Genomic DNA, 19,348 nt, shown 5'->3' on the forward strand with positions numbered 1-19,348 from the left:
TAGAGGGGAGAATATGACTTTTTACAGGATATACAACGTTTTGGTGTCAATTAATAAGAGGGAGGAATTTATAAAGTGAAGACAGTTATAGAAGGTGTGTATAGTCCTTGTTATGGAAAAGTAGAGAAGTTATTTGTGACGGAAAGTTCTTACGTATACGAGTGGGAGAAATTAGCATTAATTGAAACAATAGATAAACAGAAAGTAGAAATTAAGATAGGGATCAGTGGTTATATTGAATCATTAGAAGTAGTAGAAGGACAAGCTATTGCTGATCAAAAATTATTAATAACAGTAAGGGATGACCTTTTAGTAACAGGCAGTGATTAATGTAAGTGACGTGTATTTTTGCTCTTTTAAATCATTATTTTTACACTGAATACTTTTAAAAACGCTTACATTAAATGGGTTGGCAAAGTGAAAAGGGGGGATTTATATGATGGATCAAAACCAAGGATTAAAAAGAGAATTGAAAAGTAGGCACATATTTATGATTGCACTCGGTGGAGTTATTGGTACAGGACTTTTTTTAGGGTCAGGTTATACGATTCATGAGGCTGGACCTGGAGGAGCAATTGTAGCGTATCTTGTCGGTGGATTTGTAATGTATTTAACGATGCTCTGTCTTGGAGAATTAGCTGTTGCGATGCCTGACGCAGGGTCTTATCAAACGTATGCGACAAAGCATATTTCCCCTGCAGCAGGTTATGTAGTGGGATGGATGTCGTGGTTAAACTGGTCTGCTACGATAGGTATTGAATTAATTGCAGTTAGTATTTTGATGAAACGTTGGTTTCCTGATGTACCGTCATGGATTTGGTGTGTAGTGTTCGCGGTACTGCTCTTTGCTATTAATGCGTTATCTTCAAGAAGTTTTGCGGAAGTGGAATTTTGGTTTGCAAGTATTAAAGTAATTACAATTATTGCATTTATTATTTTAGGCGGGGCGGCAATGTTTGGTTTTCTAGATATGAAAGGAAATGAACCAGCACCGATGTTCTCTAGCTTTACTGATTACGGGGGACTGTTTCCGAATGGATTATCAGCCATTTTAATTACGATGATTGCAGTTAATTTTTCTTTCCAAGGAACAGAACTAGTTGGTATTGCAGCAGGTGAGAGTGAAAATCCAGAGAAAACGATCCCGAAGGCAATTAACAATACAGTTTGGCGTATACTTGTTTTCTTTGTACTATCTATTTTTATTCTTGCTGGACTATTCCCTTGGCAGCAAGCAGGAGTAATAGAAAGTCCATTTGTAGTTGTATTTGATAAAATTGGTATTCCTTATGCAGCTGATATTATAAATTTCGTTATTATTACAGCAGTTCTATCCGTTGCGAATTCAGGATTATATGCAACTTCTCGTATGCTATGGTCTATGTCTAATCAAGGAATGATTAGTCCGATTTTTGGTAAGTTATCTAAAAACGGTGTTCCTATTTATGCATTGATTGTAAGCACAATTGTAGGTTGTCTCTCATTATTATCAGGTATTTATGCGGAAGATACAGTTTATTTATGGCTGCTTTCTATCGCTGGATTTGGAGCGATACTAGTTTGGGCATCTATTGCTCTATCTAACTTATTAGCTAGAAGGTCATACATAAAGCAGGGCGGGGATGTCAAAGACCTGAAATTTAAAACACCGCTGTATCCATTCGTACCACTGCTTGCGTTAGTATTAAATGTAACAGTAATCGTTGGCATGGCCTTTATTCCAGAACAAAGAATGGCATTGTATTGTGGTATTCCATTTATGATTGTTTGTTTACTGTTTTATCGTGCTACAAGAAATAAGGGAAGTAATGTAGAGCATATTGAAAAGACAAATATAACGGAAGTAGAGAGTTTATAATAGTGATCAATTAGGAGACTGTAAAATTGTAAACAGTCTCTTTTTTTGTGAAAATAAAGCTGGAAACATACTATGTATGCAAAGGGGAATTAGCGATGAATCGAGAAATTTCGCAGTTGTTAAAACAAATAGATTCAAGGAAAGAGGAATTGTTAGAACTTACAAAAACATTAATTCGTTTTGAAACACCAGCACCGCCAGCGAGAAATACAAATGAAGCGCAAGAATTTGTTGCAGAGTTTTTAAGAAAACGAAATTTTAGTATTAATAAATGGGATGTATATCCGAATGATCCGAACGTTGTTGGGGTAAAAAAAGGAATAAAAAGTGACTCATATAAAAGTCTTATTATTAATGGGCATATGGATGTAGCTGAAGTGTCAGCAGATGAGGCGTGGGAAACAGATCCATTTGATCCATTTATAAAAGATGGCTGGTTAGTTGGACGTGGCGCAGCAGATATGAAAGGTGGGCTGGCTGGAGCGCTATTTGCCATTCAACTTTTACAAGAAGCTGGTATTGAATTACCTGGAGATTTAATCTTTCAATCAGTAATAGGGGAAGAAGTTGGAGAGGCAGGAACACTTCAATGCTGCAGGCGAGGTTACGATGCTGATTTTGCAGTCGTAGTGGATACGAGTGATTTGCATATGCAAGGGCAAGGTGGTGTCATTACTGGATGGATTACAGTGAAAAGTCCGCAAACGTTTCATGATGCAACGCGCAGACAAATGATCCATGCTGGAGGACGTTTATTTGGAGCGAGTGCGATTGAAAAAATGATGAAAATTGTGCAGAGCTTACAAGAATTAGAGCGTCACTGGGCAGTCATGAAAACATATGAAGGCTATCCATCTGGAACAACAACAATTAATCCAGCTGTTATTGAGGGGGGAAGGCATGCGGCGTTTATTGCGGATGAGTGCCAGTTATGGATAACAGTGCACTTCTATCCGAACGAAACACATGAACAAATAATAAAAGAAATTGAAGAATATATTGGAAAGGTAGCAGCTGCCGATCCATGGTTAAGTGAAAATCCGCCACAATTTAAGTGGGGCGGAGAATCAATGATTGTAGATCGTGGTGAAATTTTCCCTTCATTAGAAGTAGATAGGGAACATGCAGCTGTAAAAAAACTTAGCTCAGTACACGAGTCTATTTTATCAAAAAATGCAATTTTAGATATGTCTGCAACGGTAACTGATGGCGGTTGGTTTAGTGAGTTTCATATTCCAGCGATTATATATGGACCAGGTACATTAGAAGAAGCACATTCTGTAAATGAGAAAGTTGAAATTGAACAGTTAATTGAATTTACAAAAGTAATAACAGCATTTATATATGAATGGTGCCACACGAAAAAATAGATTTGTATAGTAAAATCATACGAGTATGTATACTTGTACGATTTTTTAGTGAACTATTTCAGAGGTGAAAATAAACAACTGAAATAGTTCTTTATTTTGCTATGTCTTTCGTTTTATTTCAAGTAATTTCTCTTTTGCTAATTCAACGGCGATCGCATCATCTAAATAGCCAATTGGAAAGAGATAGTCGGGAATAATATCTGTCGATAAAATGAAATACAGTAATGCGCTTCCAAGAACTGCACGTTCTTCTTTTGAAATGGTTTCATTGCAAAATTGTTGATACATATCTGTTAATTGTTCAATAAAAGGACCAGCACTATCAATTTGCTCTAATTTGCTTGCGAAACTGTCATGAATACGTTTTTCGCCTTCTGTTGTCTGGGCATAGCGTTCGTAATTTTCGAGTTCTTGTTTTACGCGAGTTGTAGTGTAATCGAAATCGAATAAGTTAGAGGATTGCAGCGTTTGCTGAATGGTATCAAGAGATGTGTACATATCTGTTTTTTCTTTATTAATGTGAGGAGAATCAGGGTACATTTCATCAAATAACAATTGGGGTGGAACTTGAAGACATTCTGCAAATTTTTGTAGATGTTTTTGTTTTGGCGGTTGTTTACCATTAATAATTCTTGAGACTGTTGCAGGATCAATATTTGTAAGTATTCCTAGTTGGCGCATAGATAAGGCGCGTTCTTTTAAAAGTTTTTTTATTAATTTGCCAAGCCGATCATTCGGGTTTTCATTAGCCATAGTGTAGGCACTCCTTTTTTAGTGTTGAAAAAATATTGAGCATTTATTACAAGTATATGAAACAGACAGGCACAGTTGCTCAACATTTTCATAATATGCATTGAAAAGTGAGAAAAAGGGGTGACTATTTATGAGTACGGTAGGCTTATTTTCAATTTTTTTAATCGGGATCGCTTCTAATTTAGATAATGCAGGTGTTGGAATTGCATATGGCATTCGTAAAATTCGTATTTCGTGGTTTAACAATTTTATCATCGCATTCTTTGGATTTTTATTTACTTTACTAGCTGGATTTTTTGGAAACTGGATTGCGTTATTTATTTCAGAGTTTACAGCAAATCTGATTGGAGCAATCGTTTTAGGGATAATCGGTGTGTTTATTTTATGTCAGCCTTTCTTGGGCCAAAAAAATACTGCAGGTTCTAAAGATGATAATGTACTTATGGGAATTTTACGTGATCCGGAAAAAGCAGATTTTGATGGTTCTAAAACAATTAGTTTCTCAGAAGCAATTGTTTTAGGAGTTGCGTTGTCTATTAATAATATTGCAGGTGGATTTGATGCAGGGGTAACAAATTTAAATCTTTGGCTTACAGCGACTATTTCTGGGGTGTTTAGTTTTATTTGTATTAGTGGTTTTGCGTATGTAGGAAAACGATTTTTAGCAGAATACTTAGGGAAATGGGCGACAGTTATCGCAGGAGTGTTATTAATTCTTATTGGGATCGATCAGTTGTTGTAAGGAGAGTAGAAAACAAGGTTCGAGTATTTCCTTGGAAATACAGCAAGAGATTGCATATATCGACGTACTTTTCTCCATACTAATACGGATTTCTTTTAAGAAAGGGGGATTTGTATGGGACGCGGGAAAGCATTTGATCATAAGAAAAAAGGGCATGATCATCAACCACCTAAAGGTGCGTTCATTCATAAAGATGTAAATGAACATACTTTGGAAGAGGAAGAGCTACCAGTAAATATTGAGGCGTATAAAAATAGTTTAAAAAAACATTAAAAGCACCTACATAGGTGCTTTTTTACCGTATATCTTCAATTAATTGTTCGGATTCTTCATGCATACTGTACTCACTTAATACTTGAATGCAAAGCCACTTTAATTCCTCAATCGTATGCTCAAGTTCTTCAGGAAGCACATGATAAATGTCTTCAAGTCCCATCCCGAAATGAATAAGTTCAAGTACTTGATCATCGATGTTCCGATCCATTAATAATTCAAGTACTTCTAAATTGAATATGTATCGGTGAGCTTCGTCGAGTGAAACAACTTTTAACTTCAAGCTTTCTACAATACTCAATATAAAAAGAAGGATTGTTTTTTCAAGAACAGGTTGTTTTCCCATTTGAAATATTAGTTTCATCTTTCACACCTCCACATATAGCGCTAGGTTGTACTATATTATTCAGGAGGGGGGAACAAATATGCATGATATAGAGAAACTTTCAGCACTGTTTTTGTAAGAGGATTGATAACTGACAAAAGTGAGGTTTTGGCGAAATAAAAAATCCTGCTAGTATAGCAGGATAACTCGCGATTAAAAAATGCTCCAACCTTCTTGAGCAGAAAGAAGTTCAAGGATTTTAAAACCGGCAATACTATTTCCGTTTGCATCTAAAGCTGGTCCGAAAATACCGATTCCCATGTCTCCTTTTACGCAGCCAAAAATACCACCGGCTACACCACTTTTTGCAGGAATACCAACACGAATTGCAAATTCACCAGATTCGTTATACATACCACATGTGACCATAAATGTTTTGCAAATTTTTGTAATATGCTTAGGGATAATTTGTTTTTTCTTATATGGATCATATCCATCCATTGCAAAAATTAAGCCGATACGTGCTAAATCGATGCAGTTTACTTCAACTGCGCATTGACGAGTATATAAATCCATAAGTTCTTCAATATCACAATCGATAATTCCGTTTTGTTTCATATAATAACAAAGTGAACGGTTTAGGTAAGCTGTCTCTAGTTCTGAATCGGCAACTTTAGAGGAATAATTAATAGTAGGATTATCTGTTATTTCACGTACAAAATGAAGAATACGTTCCATTTTTTCCTCGTTATCTTTTCCTGCTAACATGCTTGTAATAGCTAAAGCTCCTGCATTTATCATTGGATTAAGGGGTTTGGACGGACTTGTCGTTTCTAACTTAATAATAGAATTAAATGGGTCACCCGTTGGTTCCATTCCAACTTTAGAAAATACATATTCTTCACCACGGTCTAAAAGGGCAAGGGCAAGTGTAATTACTTTGGAAATACTTTGAAGAGTAAATAGTGTTTGTGAGTTGCCTGCATGGATATATTCTGTTTCTTTATGGAAAATGGCAATCCCTAAATCGTCTGGATTTGCATTTCCTAGTTCGGGGATATAAGTAGCAAGTTTTCCTTTTTTCGTATATGGTTTTACTTGTTCTAACAACTGTTGTAAGTTGTTTGTTTCAATGCACTGCATAGTACCAACGCTCCTATTTTGAATTAACTAAGTTTACTTTTCCCGATATGCTCGGAAATAAATAATAACATGAAAAAGTGGAATGATAAAACGAAAGTTCAATGTGCTATAATAGGTCTTTCGTTTCGAGTATTCTGTATTTTAAAAAGGAGAATTTTCCTTTTATATAACAGTTTGGAAATAGGAGATTTATCCATAAAAAGTTCAGAAATAAAAACTACACATCTATACAACTATATGTTATTATGGTTATGTAATAGAAAGCGTTTTCTAAAGCGTACTTATAATGATAACGATTTCATAAATTTAATTAGGGGGAATTAAAATGTTGCAGTTTTTACAACGTATTGGTAAAGCTTTAATGCTTCCGATCGCAGTACTACCAGCAGCAGGATTATTGCTTCGTTTAGGGCAACCAGATGTATTTGATATTCCTGTTATGGCACAGGCCGGCGCAGCAGTTTTTGATAACTTAGCACTTATTTTTGCAATTGGTATTGCAATCGGTCTTTCAGTGGATGGTAGTGGTGCAGCAGGTCTTGCAGGTGCAATTGGTTATCTTGTTATGAAAAATAGTATTGATGCACTTAGCAAAGGGTATTCAACTGCTGAATTACAAGGTAAATTAAGTAAAGTCCAAGATTTAATAGGTAATAGCGCAAATGTAGATCCATCTAAGCTTGCGGATACAATGACACAAGTATCTAAGGCTGCTGAATTATCGACTAAAGTAGATATGAAAGTCTTAGGTGGTATTATTGTTGGTGTTATAGCAGGACTTCTTTATAATAAATTCCATAAGATTAAACTTCCAGAATGGTTAGGTTTCTTTGCTGGAAAACGTTTCGTTCCAATTGTTACATCAGTCGTGATGCTGATATTAGGAATTCTATTTGCACAAATTTGGCCAACAATTCAAAATGGTATTGATGCATTAGCTCATGGAATTGTTAATTTAGGTGCAATTGGTTCAGGATTATTTGGTTTATTAAACCGTTTATTAATCCCAATTGGTTTACACCACGTAATGAACACATACTTCTGGTTTGTATTTGGGGACTTTACAAATGCAGCAGGTAATGTTGTTAATGGTGATATTGCTCGTTTCCTTGCAGGTGACAAAACAGCAGGTATGTTTATGACTGGTTTCTTCCCAGTTATGATGTTCGGTTTACCAGCAGCATGTTTCGCAATGATTGCAGCTGCTAAACCAGAAAAGCGTAAAGCAGTTACTGGTATGTTAGCTGGTCTAGCATTAACTTCATTCTTAACTGGTATTACAGAGCCTATTGAATTCTCATTCATGTTCTTATCACCAGTATTATATGCTATTCATGCTGTACTAACAGGTCTTTCTTTATTCATTACAACATCGCTTGGCATTCATGATGGTTTCTCATTTAGTGCCGGTGCAATCGATTACGCTTTAAACTTCGGTATTGCAACAAAACCAGTCTTACTAGCAGGTATCGGTTTAATTTACGCAGCAATTTATTTCATAGTATTCTACTTCTTAATTAAGAAGTTCGATTTAAAAACTCCTGGTCGTGAAGATGACGATGAGTTAGTTGAAGATGGTGAGGCACCAGTTGCAGGTTCAATCGGTGAAACTTACGTAGCAGCTTTAGGCGGAAAAGAAAACTTAACAGTTATTGATAACTGTGCAACACGTCTACGCTTACAAGTAAAAGATGCTGGTCAAGTAAATGAAGCAGCATTAAAACGTGCTGGTGCAAAAGGTGTTATGAAATTAAGTAATACAAGTGTACAAGTTATCGTAGGTACAAATGTTGAATCTGTTGCCGATGATATGAAAAAACACGTATAAATAATGAGATAAGAGGATGTCCAAAAAGATTGATAAAATCAATTTTTTAGAGGATATCCTCTTTTTTTTGTTAATAATTTAACGGGAATCTTACTTTTGTAAATTTTCTTTTTCTTTTTTGTACATATAGGTTGGTAATATGTGCAGTGCGTGATAAAGTAGGGATGATATAGAATGGATTATCCATAATCTACTAAAATAAATCTTTAATAGAGGAATTAAATTATTGGTGAGTAAGGGGAAAAAAGCAATTATGGATCAGGAAAAAAATAATGCGAATGGGAAAGTACGTCGGCCGATTGTATACATAAAAAGAACAATCATTCTCGTCTTACTATTATCACTTGTATATTTTATGTATACAAAAATTGTTGCGCATAATAAGAAAGAAGAAACTTTAAAAGCGGCAGCAGAAATGAAGAAACAAGAAGAGCTAAAAAAGAAAGAAGAAAAAAAGAAACAAGAAGTACAGAAGCAAAAACAAAAAGAGCAGGAAGAACAAGTGAAGCAAGCGCAAGCTGTGGAGAAGCTTCCCGAGGGACCACCTCAAGAAATTAATGAAAACGCTCAATTGGACCAGTATTTACAAAACGCAGGATTTAGCGGGACAGCTGTTATTGTAAAGAATGGAAAAGTTCTTTTGAATAAAGGGTACGGTATGGCAAATAAAGAACAGAAAGTACCGAATAATTCAGAGACGACTTTTTATATTGGTTCTATTTCAAAGGCATTTGTAGCAACTGCTATTATGCAGTTGAAAGATCAAAATAAATTACAAGTAGAAGATACTGTTGCAAAGTATATTCCAAATTTTCCTCAAGGTAATAGTATTCAGCTAAAACATCTATTAACACATACATCAGGGATTCCCGAATATGAGCAGGGAAAAGAAGATATTTCTCATGAAGAACTAATAAAGCGGATAGGAAATCAAAAGCGTATTGGTGGTCCAGGAGAGAAATGGAAGTATTCTGACTCGAACTACTCTATACTTGCATACATTGCCGAGAAGGTAAGTGGACAGTCGCTCGAAGAATATATTAAACAACATATTTTTGCTATTGCGGGTATGAAACATTCTGGTTTTGGCACAGCGTTAGAACAAACAAGATTCCCATCAACGGGTTATAAAATAGTAAATAATAATATGACAACACCTAATATTCCGAGCATGTCACAACTATATGGTTGTGGTGATATATACACAAGTGCGCATGATTTATATTTATTTAACGAAGCACTATTCTCTGGTAAATTAATTTCAAAAGAGAGTTACGATCAAATGTTTACGGGTGGAAAAAAGGATTACGGGTTTGGATGGTACGTAGACCCAGGAAGCTATTCGAATCACGGTGTAATGCCAGGATGGAATTGCTTAAACGGATTTAGTAAAAATGGTAGTGTATATGTTGTTTTATTATCTAACATTCAAAATAACATTAAATCATTTGGTAAAGTGAATAACGATATTTATTCGATATTGCGGAATATTGAAGTGTAAGAAACTATCCTTTTGGATAGTTTTTTTTATGCCTTGAACCAAATATTTCTTTTAGAAAATGTATGTCTTACCTATCACAAAAATATCTATTTTGTATACATTAAGATGTATGGATGTGAAATTTTATAATCTAAAAATAATAGGAGGAGAAGTGTATGTGTCTGTTCAGAAAATATTGGAATAAATTATCGAGATTGTTTAATAGGCAATTAGATTATTTTTTAGATAATAAGTTATTACCTGCTGTGGAAAGACTTTTATTTTCACAAAACTTCGCGAGATTTATTCAAAGAAACTCTAAGCAAGCTACTGAAGAAGTTATTGAATCAAGTAGATTTCAATCTATTATTTGTAACATTTTAAAAGAATGTACTACATCACCTTTTAAAGAAATTGCAGAGCAGTATTTAGGTAAAAACGTAGAAATTACTGTGACAGTGGGACAGTTAACAGGCGTTATTGTAGCAGTTGGTGATGACTTCTTAACATTGCAAGAAGGAATAGGAACAGAAGTTTTATTACCATTTACAAGTATTATATCAATTAAAGAAGCGTAAGAAAGGAGCGTTATATATGTTATTTACTGATGAATTACGTAACCATGTTGGGGAACTAGTGCAAGTTGTGACAGCTGTAGAAATCATTGCAGGCGTTCTTTTATCTGTGACGGATGGGGCAGTAATTGTTCGTACTTCTCCTTCTTATGGACCACCAGAAGATGTAGTTGTGCGTATTCCTATTATTGCTTATGTTCGCTTGGAAGGGTAAGAGTGATACAAGTATGAGAGTGTCAGTTGTTATTCCAGTGCATAATGAAGCAAGTACTTTATCAAAAGTTTTAGTAGAAGTAAGAAAGCTCGAACCATATGAAATTATCATAGTAGATAATGGATCGACAGATGGTACGAAAGAAATAGCGCTACAGCATAATTGCCGTGTGATTTATTATAGATATTCCCTTGGTAATGATGTGGGACGGGCAATTGGTGCTAGAGAAGCAAAAGGTGAAATTGTTTTATTTTTAGATGGTGATATCGTCATGAAAAGTGAAGAATTATACAATTTTATTAAAGGAATACAGCAAGGACATGAGATTGTTTTAAATAATTTAACATGGTCCGTTTATTTGAAGATGAGACCGCATTATACGACGGTTGGAAAATATATGTTAAATCGTTATTTGAACAAGAAGGAGTTTGTTGTAGGATCTTTAATTGCAATACCACATGCGATAAGTCGTAAAGTGATTGAAAAACTGGGGTGGTGGAATTTAGCAGATCCAGCATTATTTCAAGCGATGGCGATGTCTAGAGGAGTAGATATTTCTGATATGGCTTCAGTTGATGTCATTTACACAAATAAAGTTCGTCCTGTCCATACGGGCACATCACCTGGCTCTCCTTATCCGAAAGCGACTAGTCGTATTATGGGTGATCATTTGCGTGCTTTACAATACGTAATCGAAACATACGGTAATCGCGGTGGTTTTTCAGAGGACAATAGAGATAGAGCGTTTGTAGGAAAGTATAAACCAGTTTTATTACAAAAGAAAAAAGCGAAATATAGTGCCATTATCCCGGTATCAGAAGAAAAAATAATTATAAGGTCTGTTATACAAGAAGTGAAAGAAGCAGGTGTAGATGAAATTATAGTTGTCGCAAATGGAGCAGATGTTGAGACTGTTAAACAGGCAAAGCTAGAGAATGTTATTGTAGTTGAATTTACGAAGGCGCTTGGACATAATGTAGCACGAGCAATAGGGGCTATGCATGCTACGGCAGATATTTGTTTATTCGTTGATGGTGATTTTGTTATTCCAGCAAAAAAACTCACTCCATTTTTACATGCTGTTGAAGATGGAAATGACGTGGTGTTAAATGATTTACAATGCTTATTAGATATGTTTCATCCAGCAGATCCAATTAGTATGGGAAAATACTTTTTGAATTTGGTAGCGAAAAGACCAGATTTATGGAATAACTCACTAACTGCTGTACCACATGCCATGCATAAGAAGGTAATAGAGAAAATAGGATATGACTCCCTTATCATTCCGCCATTAGCACAAGTGAAAGCTATTTTAGAAGGATTCTCTATTACAACAGTAGAGTTAGTAGATGTTATAAAAACAAATCGAGTACGTCCAGAGCAACACGAATTTGTAAATGGGCGTATTTCAGCGTTTGATCGTATTTTCGGTGATCAACTTGAGGCGGTTACGTATTTATTACAACGTACGGACGAACGTGGTGGCTTTACTGATGGAGATAGAGATAGAGATATCATTCAACAATTGAGAAGGGAAGAAGAGAATACAAATGAATAGTAGTAAAGTAGCTATTATTGGGTTAGGGTATGTTGGCCTTCCTTTAGCGGTACATTTTGCAGAAAGAGGGCATACAGTACTTGGATTAGATAAAGATATTAGAAAAATAGACTCAATTATAAAAGGAGAAAGTTATATTCCAGATGTTTCTTCTAAAGAGTTACAAAGTTTATTGACGAAAAAAAAATTAACAGTAAACACACCGGATCAAGGCATTGCTGATTTTCAAAGTAGTGATTATGTTATTGTCACTGTCCCGACTCCAATTAATGAACAAAGAGAACCAGACTTAAGTGCCCTCATTTCAGCTTCGCATTATATACAACAAAACCTTCAAAAAGGACAAACCTTCATTTTTGAAAGCTCCACATATCCAGGCACACTTGAAGAAGTCATCATACCTATTATTTCTCAAAATAGTAACAAGGTAGGGGAAGATTTCTATATCGGATATTCCCCTGAGAGAATTGATCCAGCAAATAGTCAATATTCAGTTCAAGCTATTCCAAAAGTTATTAGTGGACAAACAGAAAAGTGTAGACAAAAGGTACAGGATTTATATAGTACCATTTTTGACGAAGTTGTACCTGTTAGCTCTCCGAAAGTAGCAGAGATGTGCAAGCTATTTGAAAATATTCAGCGCTTAGTTAACATTTCTTTAGTAAATGAACTAAACACACTATGTGAAAGTTTAGGCATTGATTTTTATGAGGCCATTGAAGCGGCATCTACAAAACCATTTGGGTTTACTCCATATTGGCCAGGGCCAGGGATAGGGGGACACTGTATTCCAGTAGACCCTTTATATTTTCAATGGAGAATAAAAAAGAATGGGGCAATTAGTCAATTAATTGAGGCAGCACATATAATTAATGAAGAAATGCCAGAGAAAATGGTCCGGAAAGTAAAAAGTGTGGTGCAATCACCTGCAACGGTGTTAATTGTAGGGATTGCGTATAAAAAAGATGTAAATGATTTGAGAGAATCACCAGCGTTACCGATTATTCAATTATTAAGAAATCAAGGATACGAGATAGAATATCATGATCCTTATATTTCTTTCGCGGAAATTGGAGATAAGGTGTATCAATCTGTTTCTTTAGATGAAGAAAAAGTTAAAAAAGCGGATTGTATTTTAATTTTAACGGATCATTCTAATATTGATTGGAAGCTTTTTAAAGGAATGGACCGAGTAATAGATACACGCGGGATTGTAAAGAAGGTGAGTAAATGAGTAAGAAATGTTTAATTACAGGTGGGGCCGGATTTATCGGGTCGCATTTAGCTGAAGAGTTGATGAGAAGAGGTTATGAGGTCACTGTTGTGGATAACTTTTATAAAGGTAAAAATAAGTACCATAAAGAGTTAATGAAAAAAATCCGTGTTATTCCAATAAGTGTTTTAGATAAAAATTCTATTTATGAATTAGTAGATCAGCATGATGTCGTGTTTCATTTAGCAGCAATTTTAGGTGTGAAAACAACAATGGAAAAAAGTATAGAGCTCATAGAAACGAATTTTGATGGGACGAGAAATATTTTACAAGCAGCGTTAAAAGGAAAGAAGAAAGTAGTTTTTGCTTCTACTTCAGAAGTATATGGTAAGGCCAAGCCGCCTTTCTCTGAAGAGGGAGATCGATTATACGGGGCAACTTCTAAAATTCGTTGGAGTTATGCAGTTTGTAAAACGTTGGAAGAGACATTATGTTTAGGATACGCATTAGAAGGTTTACCGGTAACGATTGTTCGATATTTTAATATTTATGGTCCAAGAGCGAAAGATGGTCCGTATGCAGGGGTAATCCCGCGATTTATTAGTGCGGCTTTGCAAGGAGAAGACATTCTCGTATATGGAGATGGAAAGCAGACACGTTGTTTTACGTATGTGAGTGATGCGGTAGAAGCAACAATTCGGGCAATGGATGAGAAGGTAAATGGTGAGATTATTAATATAGGTTCTGAGAATGAACAGAGTATAAAAGAAGTAGCAGAAGTAATTAAAAAATTAACGAATTCTTCTTCGAAGATTGTACAAGTGCCTTTTGAAGAAGTATATCCTCATGGTTTTGAAGAAATTCCAAATAGAAGACCAGATGTAACAAAATTAAAAAAGCTTGTTCAATTTCAGGCGAAAGTAACGTGGGAAAACGGATTGAAGGAAACAATTAAGTGGTTTCGTGAACAAAACAATGGCTAAGTCATTATCTGTTATTATTCCTGCATGTAATGAGGTCGATACGATTTCAGACGTTATTCAATCGGTAAGACCATTAAATCCAGTAGAAATTATTGTAGTAGCAAACGGTTGTAATGATGGAACAGAAGATGTTGCAGATCGTTTAGGGTGTAAAGTAATCAAACATACAGAGCTACTAGGGAACGATGTTGGACGTGCAGTCGGCGCAAAACATGCGATAGGTGATGTATTACTATTTATAGATGGTGATTTTGCTATTCAAACTTCAAAATTAAAATTATTCCTTAATCCGATTTTATACGATCAGGCAGATGTAGTTTTAAATAATTTGGATGCATTATTTTTAAAAAGGCAAAAACCTACTTCTATTACAGTATGGCGCCAAATATTAAATGCAATGTTAGAGCGTGAAGAATTAAAAATTAATTCTTTATTAGATGTACCTCATGCGCTGACGAAAGAAGTCGTTCAAAGCATCGGATATGAATGTTTTGTTAATCCTATTGTGGCTCATTTACGCCTACTTCAAAGTAAATGGAGAATTAGTCGTCATTGCGCCATTGACGTTATTACGCCAAATAAATTTCGTCCATTCCAGCATGCTGCATATGGAACAAATCTTTCCCAATCTGAAAAAAGAATGATAGGTGATCATATAGAAGCAGTAGCGGCACGGATATTAAGCAGTGATGAGCGCGGAGGATATTATGATGGAAATAGGAAAAGGGATAGTGTCTATCATACTTTAAGTTTTGAAGAGTTTTATCAAGGATGGGGCGTCACATCTAATTTGTATAAAGGAAAGCAACTATCTGTTGTTATTCCCGTACAAGATGAAGAGAAAACAATTGGAAACGTTATAGAAGAGCTTCGCAAAATTGAACCCTTCGAAATTATCGTTGTCGTAAATGGTTCGTCAGATAAAACGAAAAAAATTGCAAAAGACAAAGGGGCAACGACAATTGTATATAAAGAAGCACTCGGAAATGATGTAGGGCGCTCACTTGGAACTTATTTTGCCAAAGGAGAAATTGTGTTATTTATAGACGGCGATTTTATTATTCCAGCGAGTGAGCTATATCCTTTTGCAAAAGCTATAGCAGATGGAAAGGACGTCGCATTAAATGATTTAAATCACTATTTAGATTTAAGAGTACCACTTCATCTTGTAACTGCATTTAAGTATGCACTAAATTTAGCTTGTGATAGAAAGGATTTAGGGGTAGGCTCACTTATTGCGGTACCTAATGCATTTAGCCAAAAGTGTTTGAAAGCAATTGGGTATAAATCTTTATTGTCACCTTGTGTAGCACAAGTGAAGGCTCTTCTGTCTGGATTTGAAATTGCATGTGTATATCGTGTTGAGGTTGATAAGATGAACCGTATTCGTCCCAGTGAACATTTCGCAAAAATAGGTCACCCTCCAGCTGTACTTCGAATTATAGGTGATCATATAGAGGGACTAGAGCAAATAATTTCATTAACAGACAATCGTGGCGGATTCTATGATGGCAATAGAAAAAGAGATGTTTTATAGAAGTAACAAAAAAGTGTACAACATGTGTACACTTTTTTGTTCTGTTATAAAAACTATAACAGATTAGGAGATAAGAGTATTACAGCTCTACAATGGGTATTGTTCTTATATTACAAAATAGGACTCGTATATAAGGATACCAAAAAAATACAATTAAGGAAAGGGTTAATTTTAAAGACTTTTAAATGAAGTTAACACTATATATATAGTGGTTTGCTCAATATTTCACAAACATGTCACAACTATTTCGTTCACTTTCGTAAAAAAGTAGTATTCTAAGTGTGTAAGCTGTTATATAAAAAATCTTAGTCCTGTACTAATCAAAAATGGAGGAGATTAGGATGACTCAAGTATTAGAAAATGTTAAAAACGCATGGGAAAACTTTAAAGGTGAAAAATGGAAAGCAGAGATTGATGTTCGCGATTTCATTTTAAATAATGTAAACGTTTTCGAAGGAGACGAATCTTTCTTAGCAGAAGCAACTGAAGCAACGAAACAACTTTGGGATCAAGTAATGGATTTAACAACGAAAGAACGTGAAAACGGTGGCGTTCTTGATATGGATACAAAAATTGTTTCTTCTATTACATCACATGCCCCTGGATACTTAAATAAAGATATTGAAAAAGTAGTCGGTTTCCAAACTGATAAACCATTTAAACGTTCTTTACAACCATATGGTGGTATTCGTATGGCAGAACAAGCTTGTGAATCTTATGGATACGAAATGGATAAAGAACTTAGTCGTATTTTTAGAGATTGGAGAAAAACTCATAACCAAGGTGTATTTGATGCATACACACCAGAAATGAGAAATGCACGTAAATCAGGTGTTATTACGGGTCTTCCAGATGCATACGGACGTGGACGTATTATCGGTGACTATCGCCGAGTAGCGTTATATGGTATTGATCATTTAATTGAAGCGAAAAAAGCTGATTTAAATTTAACTGGCGGTGTAATGAGCGAAGATACAATGCGTTTACGCGAAGAGTTATCTGAGCAAATGCGTGCACTTCAAGAGTTAAAAGAAATGGCCGCTTCTCATGGCTTCGATATTTCTAAGCCAGCAACAAACACGCAAGAAGCATTCCAATGGTTATACTTCGCATACCTTGCAGCGATTAAAGAGCAAAACGGGGCTGCAATGAGTCTTGGGCGTACTTCTACATTCTTAGATATTTACATTGAAAGAGATTTAGCAAATGGTACTTTAACAGAAGAAGAAGTACAAGAAATTGTAGATCACTTCATTATGAAATTACGTCTTGTGAAATTCGCAAGAACACCTGATTATAATGAATTATTCTCTGGTGACCCAACTTGGGTAACTGAATCTATCGGTGGTATGGCATTAGATGGTCGTCCATTAGTAACAAAGAACTCATTCCGTTTCTTGCATACATTAGATAATTTAGGACCAGCTCCAGAACCAAACTTAACTGTTCTTTGGTCTAAACAATTACCAGAGAACTTTAAAAACTACTGTGCGAAAATGTCTATTAAAACATCAGCAATTCAATATGAAAATGATGACATTATGCGCCCTGAATACGGCGATGATTACGGTATTGCATGTTGCGTATCTGCAATGAGAATCGGTAAACAAATGCAGTTCTTCGGAGCTCGTGCAAACTTAGCGAAAGCATTATTATATGCGATTAACGGTGGTAAAGATGAAAAATCTAAAGCACAAGTTGGTCCTGAGTACGCACCAATTACTTCTGAAGTATTAAATTATGAAGAAGTTATGCATAAGTTTGATATGACAATGGAATGGTTGGCGGGTCTATATTTAAACACATTAAATGTTATCCATTACATGCATGATAAATATAGCTATGAACGTATTGAAATGGCACTTCATGATACAAACGTTCTTCGTACAATGGCAACAGGTATTGCTGGTCTATCTGTAGTAGCAGATTCATTAAGTGCAATTAAATACGCAAAAGTAAAACCAATTCGTGATGAAAATGGTATTGCAGTTGACTTCGAGATTGAAGGAGATTTCCCTAAATACGGTAACAATGATGATCGTGTAGATGAGATTGCTGTAAATCTTGTAAAAACATTTATGAATAAACTTCGTAAACATAAAACATACAGAAATTCTGTTCATACAATGTCAATCTTAACAATCACATCTAACGTTGTATACGGTAAGAAAACTGGTAATACTCCAGATGGCCGCCGTACTGGAGAACCATTTGCACCAGGTGCGAACCCAATGCATGGACGTGATACAAAAGGTGCATTAGCTTCATTATTATCTGTGGCTAAATTACCATATGAAGATGCACAAGATGGTATTTCTAATACATTCTCTATTATTCCGAAAGCACTTGGTAAAGAAGATGATGTACAAGTACGTAACTTAGTATCAATGCTTGATGGCTATGCAGTAAAAGAAGGCCACCACTTAAATATTAACGTATTTAACCGTGAAACATTAATGGATGCAATGGAACATCCTGAGAAATATCCACAATTAACAATTCGCGTATCTGGTTACGCTGTAAACTTTATTAAATTAACTCGTGAACAACAAATTGATGTAATTAACCGTACAATGCATGAAAGCATGTAAATGAAAAAAGTGTCCCTTCGCTCTTAATATATAGCGAAGGGAGGCTGTTTCAATAAAGGAGGAAGTAACATGGTAAAAGGAAGAATACATTCTGTAGAGTCTTGTGGTACTGTTGATGGCCCAGGGATTCGTTATGTCATATTTACACAAGGGTGTTTATTACGTTGTCAATATTGTCATAATGCTGATACGTGGGAAATCGGTAAAGGTAAAGAAATAACAGTTGAAGAAGTGATGCAGGATGTGACATGTTACCTTCCATTTATTGAAGCTTCCGGAGGCGGTATAACAGTTAGCGGTGGAGAGCCATTATTACAGCTAGACTTTTTAATTGAGTTGTTTAAAAAGTGTAAAGAGGCTGGTATCCATACAACAATCGACTCTTCTGGTGGTTGTTATTCTGAGGAACCAGAATTCCAAAATAAGCTAGATATTTTAATGGATTATACAGATTTAGTTTTATTGGATCTGAAACATATCGATTCCAAAAAGCATCGTAAATTAACAGGGAAACCAAATGAACATATTTTACAATTTGCTCGTTATTTATCGGATAAGAATAAACCGATTTGGGTACGACACGTATTAGTTCCTGGTGTTACGGATAATGAAGAGGATCTACAAAAACTATCTAGCTTTATTCAAAGTCTGTCTAATGTTCAAAAAGTTGAAGTGTTACCATATCATAAGCTTGGTGTATATAAATGGGAGGCGCTTGGACACAAGTATCCACTCGCAAATGTAGAACCACCTACTGAGAAAAATGTAGAACATGCTAAATATATTTTACAAGCGGTCTAATCCAAATATTGGATTAGGCTTTTTGCTTTCTTTACAATAAAATCTAGAGTATATATTGATAAAAGAGTATACTGAAAATAGAATATCCATAATTTTGTACGGAA

Annotated in this window: 18 protein-coding genes and 2 pseudogenes; 17 read left to right on the plus strand and 3 right to left on the minus strand. The window is 35.3% G+C overall.

The genetic code is table 11. The annotated features are described in order from the left end of the window. Nucleotides 1–75: 75 nt before the first annotated feature. The 3 genes from D1166_RS13595 (at nt 76) to D1166_RS13605 (ending at nt 3,228) form a co-directional block, all read left to right on the plus strand. Nucleotides 76–330, plus strand: coding sequence for a biotin/lipoyl attachment domain-containing protein (locus D1166_RS13595; RefSeq protein ID WP_000859489.1), 255 nt, complete (start codon nt 76–78; stop codon nt 328–330). Between the two features lie 106 nt (nt 331–436). Continuing rightward, nucleotides 437–1,858 (plus strand): amino acid permease, encoded by a 1,422-nt coding sequence (locus D1166_RS13600; RefSeq protein ID WP_097856042.1) that lies wholly within the window; start codon nt 437–439, stop codon nt 1,856–1,858. A gap of 95 nt (nt 1,859–1,953) precedes the next feature. After that, nucleotides 1,954–3,228, plus strand: coding sequence for an acetylornithine deacetylase (locus tag D1166_RS13605; protein ID WP_001078357.1), 1,275 nt, complete (start codon nt 1,954–1,956; stop codon nt 3,226–3,228). Between the two features lie 99 nt (nt 3,229–3,327). On the opposite strand, the gene D1166_RS13610 is transcribed toward D1166_RS13605, so the two are convergent. After that, nucleotides 3,328–3,981, minus strand: coding sequence for a DUF1232 domain-containing protein (locus D1166_RS13610; protein ID WP_001262772.1), 654 nt, complete (start codon nt 3,979–3,981; stop codon nt 3,328–3,330). Between the two features lie 130 nt (nt 3,982–4,111). On the opposite strand from D1166_RS13610, the gene ytaF reads away from it, so the two are divergent. Together ytaF and D1166_RS31290 are read left to right on the plus strand one after the other, a co-directional pair. Then, nucleotides 4,112–4,723, plus strand: coding sequence for a sporulation membrane protein YtaF (gene ytaF / locus D1166_RS13615; protein WP_000108728.1), 612 nt, complete (start codon nt 4,112–4,114; stop codon nt 4,721–4,723). A 114-nt stretch (nt 4,724–4,837) separates the two neighbouring features. Beyond that, entirely contained in the window at nt 4,838–4,996 is a 159-nt protein-coding gene (locus D1166_RS31290) for a hypothetical protein (protein WP_000532409.1), read from the plus strand. Between the two features lie 22 nt (nt 4,997–5,018). Here D1166_RS31290 and D1166_RS13620 read toward each other — a convergent pair whose 3' ends face one another. Continuing rightward, nucleotides 5,019–5,360, minus strand: coding sequence for a DUF3969 family protein (locus tag D1166_RS13620; RefSeq protein WP_000766604.1), 342 nt, complete (start codon nt 5,358–5,360; stop codon nt 5,019–5,021). A gap of 174 nt (nt 5,361–5,534) precedes the next feature. Further along, a complete protein-coding gene (gene glsA, locus D1166_RS13625; protein ID WP_001149850.1) occupies nt 5,535–6,464 on the minus strand; it encodes a glutaminase A in 930 nt (309 codons plus the stop codon). 69 nt (nt 6,465–6,533) lie between these two features. Here glsA and D1166_RS32175 point away from each other — a divergent pair. The 12 genes and pseudogenes from D1166_RS32175 to pflA all read left to right on the plus strand — a co-directional run bounded on the left by D1166_RS32175 (nt 6,534) and on the right by pflA (nt 19,244). After that, a pseudogene (locus D1166_RS32175) lies at nt 6,534–6,648 on the plus strand (transcriptional regulator). A 141-nt stretch (nt 6,649–6,789) separates the two neighbouring features. Then, complete coding sequence (nagE, locus tag D1166_RS13635) at nt 6,790–8,292, plus strand: N-acetylglucosamine-specific PTS transporter subunit IIBC (RefSeq protein WP_118043335.1); 1,503 nt, start codon at nt 6,790–6,792, stop codon at nt 8,290–8,292. 253 nt (nt 8,293–8,545) lie between these two features. Further along, nucleotides 8,546–9,793: a serine hydrolase domain-containing protein gene (locus D1166_RS13640; protein ID WP_000371841.1), complete on the plus strand. Its 1,248-nt coding sequence runs from the start codon at nt 8,546–8,548 to the stop codon at nt 9,791–9,793. A 155-nt stretch (nt 9,794–9,948) separates the two neighbouring features. Next, nucleotides 9,949–10,350 (plus strand): LSm family protein, encoded by a 402-nt coding sequence (locus D1166_RS13645; RefSeq protein WP_000335548.1) that lies wholly within the window; start codon nt 9,949–9,951, stop codon nt 10,348–10,350. A 16-nt stretch (nt 10,351–10,366) separates the two neighbouring features. Further along, complete coding sequence (locus D1166_RS13650; protein ID WP_000899469.1) at nt 10,367–10,561, plus strand: LSm family protein; 195 nt, start codon at nt 10,367–10,369, stop codon at nt 10,559–10,561. A 13-nt stretch (nt 10,562–10,574) separates the two neighbouring features. Then, on the plus strand, nt 10,575–12,119 hold the full coding sequence (locus D1166_RS13655) for a glycosyltransferase family 2 protein (RefSeq protein ID WP_001266461.1): 1,545 nt from the start codon (nt 10,575–10,577) through the stop codon (nt 12,117–12,119). Continuing rightward, nucleotides 12,112–13,353, plus strand: coding sequence for a nucleotide sugar dehydrogenase (locus D1166_RS13660; protein ID WP_001088932.1), 1,242 nt, complete (start codon nt 12,112–12,114; stop codon nt 13,351–13,353). The genes D1166_RS13655 and D1166_RS13660 overlap by 8 nt, the downstream gene beginning before the upstream one ends. Next, entirely contained in the window at nt 13,350–14,315 is a 966-nt protein-coding gene (locus D1166_RS13665) for an NAD-dependent epimerase/dehydratase family protein (protein WP_000037023.1), read from the plus strand. The genes D1166_RS13660 and D1166_RS13665 overlap by 4 nt, the downstream gene beginning before the upstream one ends. Then, a complete protein-coding gene (locus D1166_RS13670; protein WP_002100715.1) occupies nt 14,308–15,852 on the plus strand; it encodes a glycosyltransferase family 2 protein in 1,545 nt (514 codons plus the stop codon). The genes D1166_RS13665 and D1166_RS13670 overlap by 8 nt, the downstream gene beginning before the upstream one ends. Beyond that, nucleotides 15,821–16,041: pseudogene (locus D1166_RS13675) on the plus strand (hypothetical protein). Before D1166_RS13670 ends, D1166_RS13675 begins: the two are co-directional and overlap by 32 nt. Before the next feature lie 152 nt (nt 16,042–16,193). After that, nucleotides 16,194–18,443: a formate C-acetyltransferase gene (gene pflB / locus D1166_RS13680; RefSeq protein ID WP_000195464.1), complete on the plus strand. Its 2,250-nt coding sequence runs from the start codon at nt 16,194–16,196 to the stop codon at nt 18,441–18,443. Nucleotides 18,444–18,512: 69 nt separating this feature from the next. Continuing rightward, the gene (pflA, locus tag D1166_RS13685) at nt 18,513–19,244 is read left to right on the plus strand and encodes a pyruvate formate-lyase-activating protein (protein WP_000238467.1); all 732 of its coding nucleotides are present in this window, start codon (nt 18,513–18,515) and stop codon (nt 19,242–19,244) included. Nucleotides 19,245–19,348: the final 104 nt, after the last annotated feature.

It is taken from the genome of Bacillus sp. ISO11 (assembly GCF_003458115.1).
GTDB lineage: Bacteria > Bacillota > Bacilli > Bacillales > Bacillaceae_G > Bacillus_A > Bacillus_A cereus.

What these genes read in the sequence shown, in the direction of transcription:
- D1166_RS13600 (WP_097856042.1), top strand. Translation starts at nt 437, where the DNA reads ATGATGGATCAAAACCAAGGATTAAAAAGAGAATTGAAAAGTAGGCAC.
- D1166_RS13605 (WP_001078357.1), top strand. Translation starts at nt 1,954, where the DNA reads ATGAATCGAGAAATTTCGCAGTTGTTAAAACAAATAGATTCAAGGAAA.
- D1166_RS13610 (WP_001262772.1), bottom strand. Translation starts at nt 3,981, where the DNA reads ATGGCTAATGAAAACCCGAATGATCGGCTTGGCAAATTAATAAAAAAA.
- ytaF (WP_000108728.1), top strand. Translation starts at nt 4,112, where the DNA reads ATGAGTACGGTAGGCTTATTTTCAATTTTTTTAATCGGGATCGCTTCT.
- D1166_RS31290 (WP_000532409.1), top strand. Translation starts at nt 4,838, where the DNA reads ATGGGACGCGGGAAAGCATTTGATCATAAGAAAAAAGGGCATGATCAT.
- D1166_RS13620 (WP_000766604.1), bottom strand. Translation starts at nt 5,360, where the DNA reads ATGAAACTAATATTTCAAATGGGAAAACAACCTGTTCTTGAAAAAACA.
- glsA (WP_001149850.1), bottom strand. Translation starts at nt 6,464, where the DNA reads ATGCAGTGCATTGAAACAAACAACTTACAACAGTTGTTAGAACAAGTA.
- nagE (WP_118043335.1), top strand. Translation starts at nt 6,790, where the DNA reads ATGTTGCAGTTTTTACAACGTATTGGTAAAGCTTTAATGCTTCCGATC.
- D1166_RS13640 (WP_000371841.1), top strand. Translation starts at nt 8,546, where the DNA reads ATGGATCAGGAAAAAAATAATGCGAATGGGAAAGTACGTCGGCCGATT.
- D1166_RS13645 (WP_000335548.1), top strand. Translation starts at nt 9,949, where the DNA reads ATGTGTCTGTTCAGAAAATATTGGAATAAATTATCGAGATTGTTTAAT.
- D1166_RS13650 (WP_000899469.1), top strand. Translation starts at nt 10,367, where the DNA reads ATGTTATTTACTGATGAATTACGTAACCATGTTGGGGAACTAGTGCAA.
- D1166_RS13655 (WP_001266461.1), top strand. Translation starts at nt 10,575, where the DNA reads ATGAGAGTGTCAGTTGTTATTCCAGTGCATAATGAAGCAAGTACTTTA.
- D1166_RS13660 (WP_001088932.1), top strand. Translation starts at nt 12,112, where the DNA reads ATGAATAGTAGTAAAGTAGCTATTATTGGGTTAGGGTATGTTGGCCTT.
- D1166_RS13665 (WP_000037023.1), top strand. Translation starts at nt 13,350, where the DNA reads ATGAGTAAGAAATGTTTAATTACAGGTGGGGCCGGATTTATCGGGTCG.
- D1166_RS13670 (WP_002100715.1), top strand. Translation starts at nt 14,308, where the DNA reads ATGGCTAAGTCATTATCTGTTATTATTCCTGCATGTAATGAGGTCGAT.
- pflB (WP_000195464.1), top strand. Translation starts at nt 16,194, where the DNA reads ATGACTCAAGTATTAGAAAATGTTAAAAACGCATGGGAAAACTTTAAA.
- pflA (WP_000238467.1), top strand. Translation starts at nt 18,513, where the DNA reads ATGGTAAAAGGAAGAATACATTCTGTAGAGTCTTGTGGTACTGTTGAT.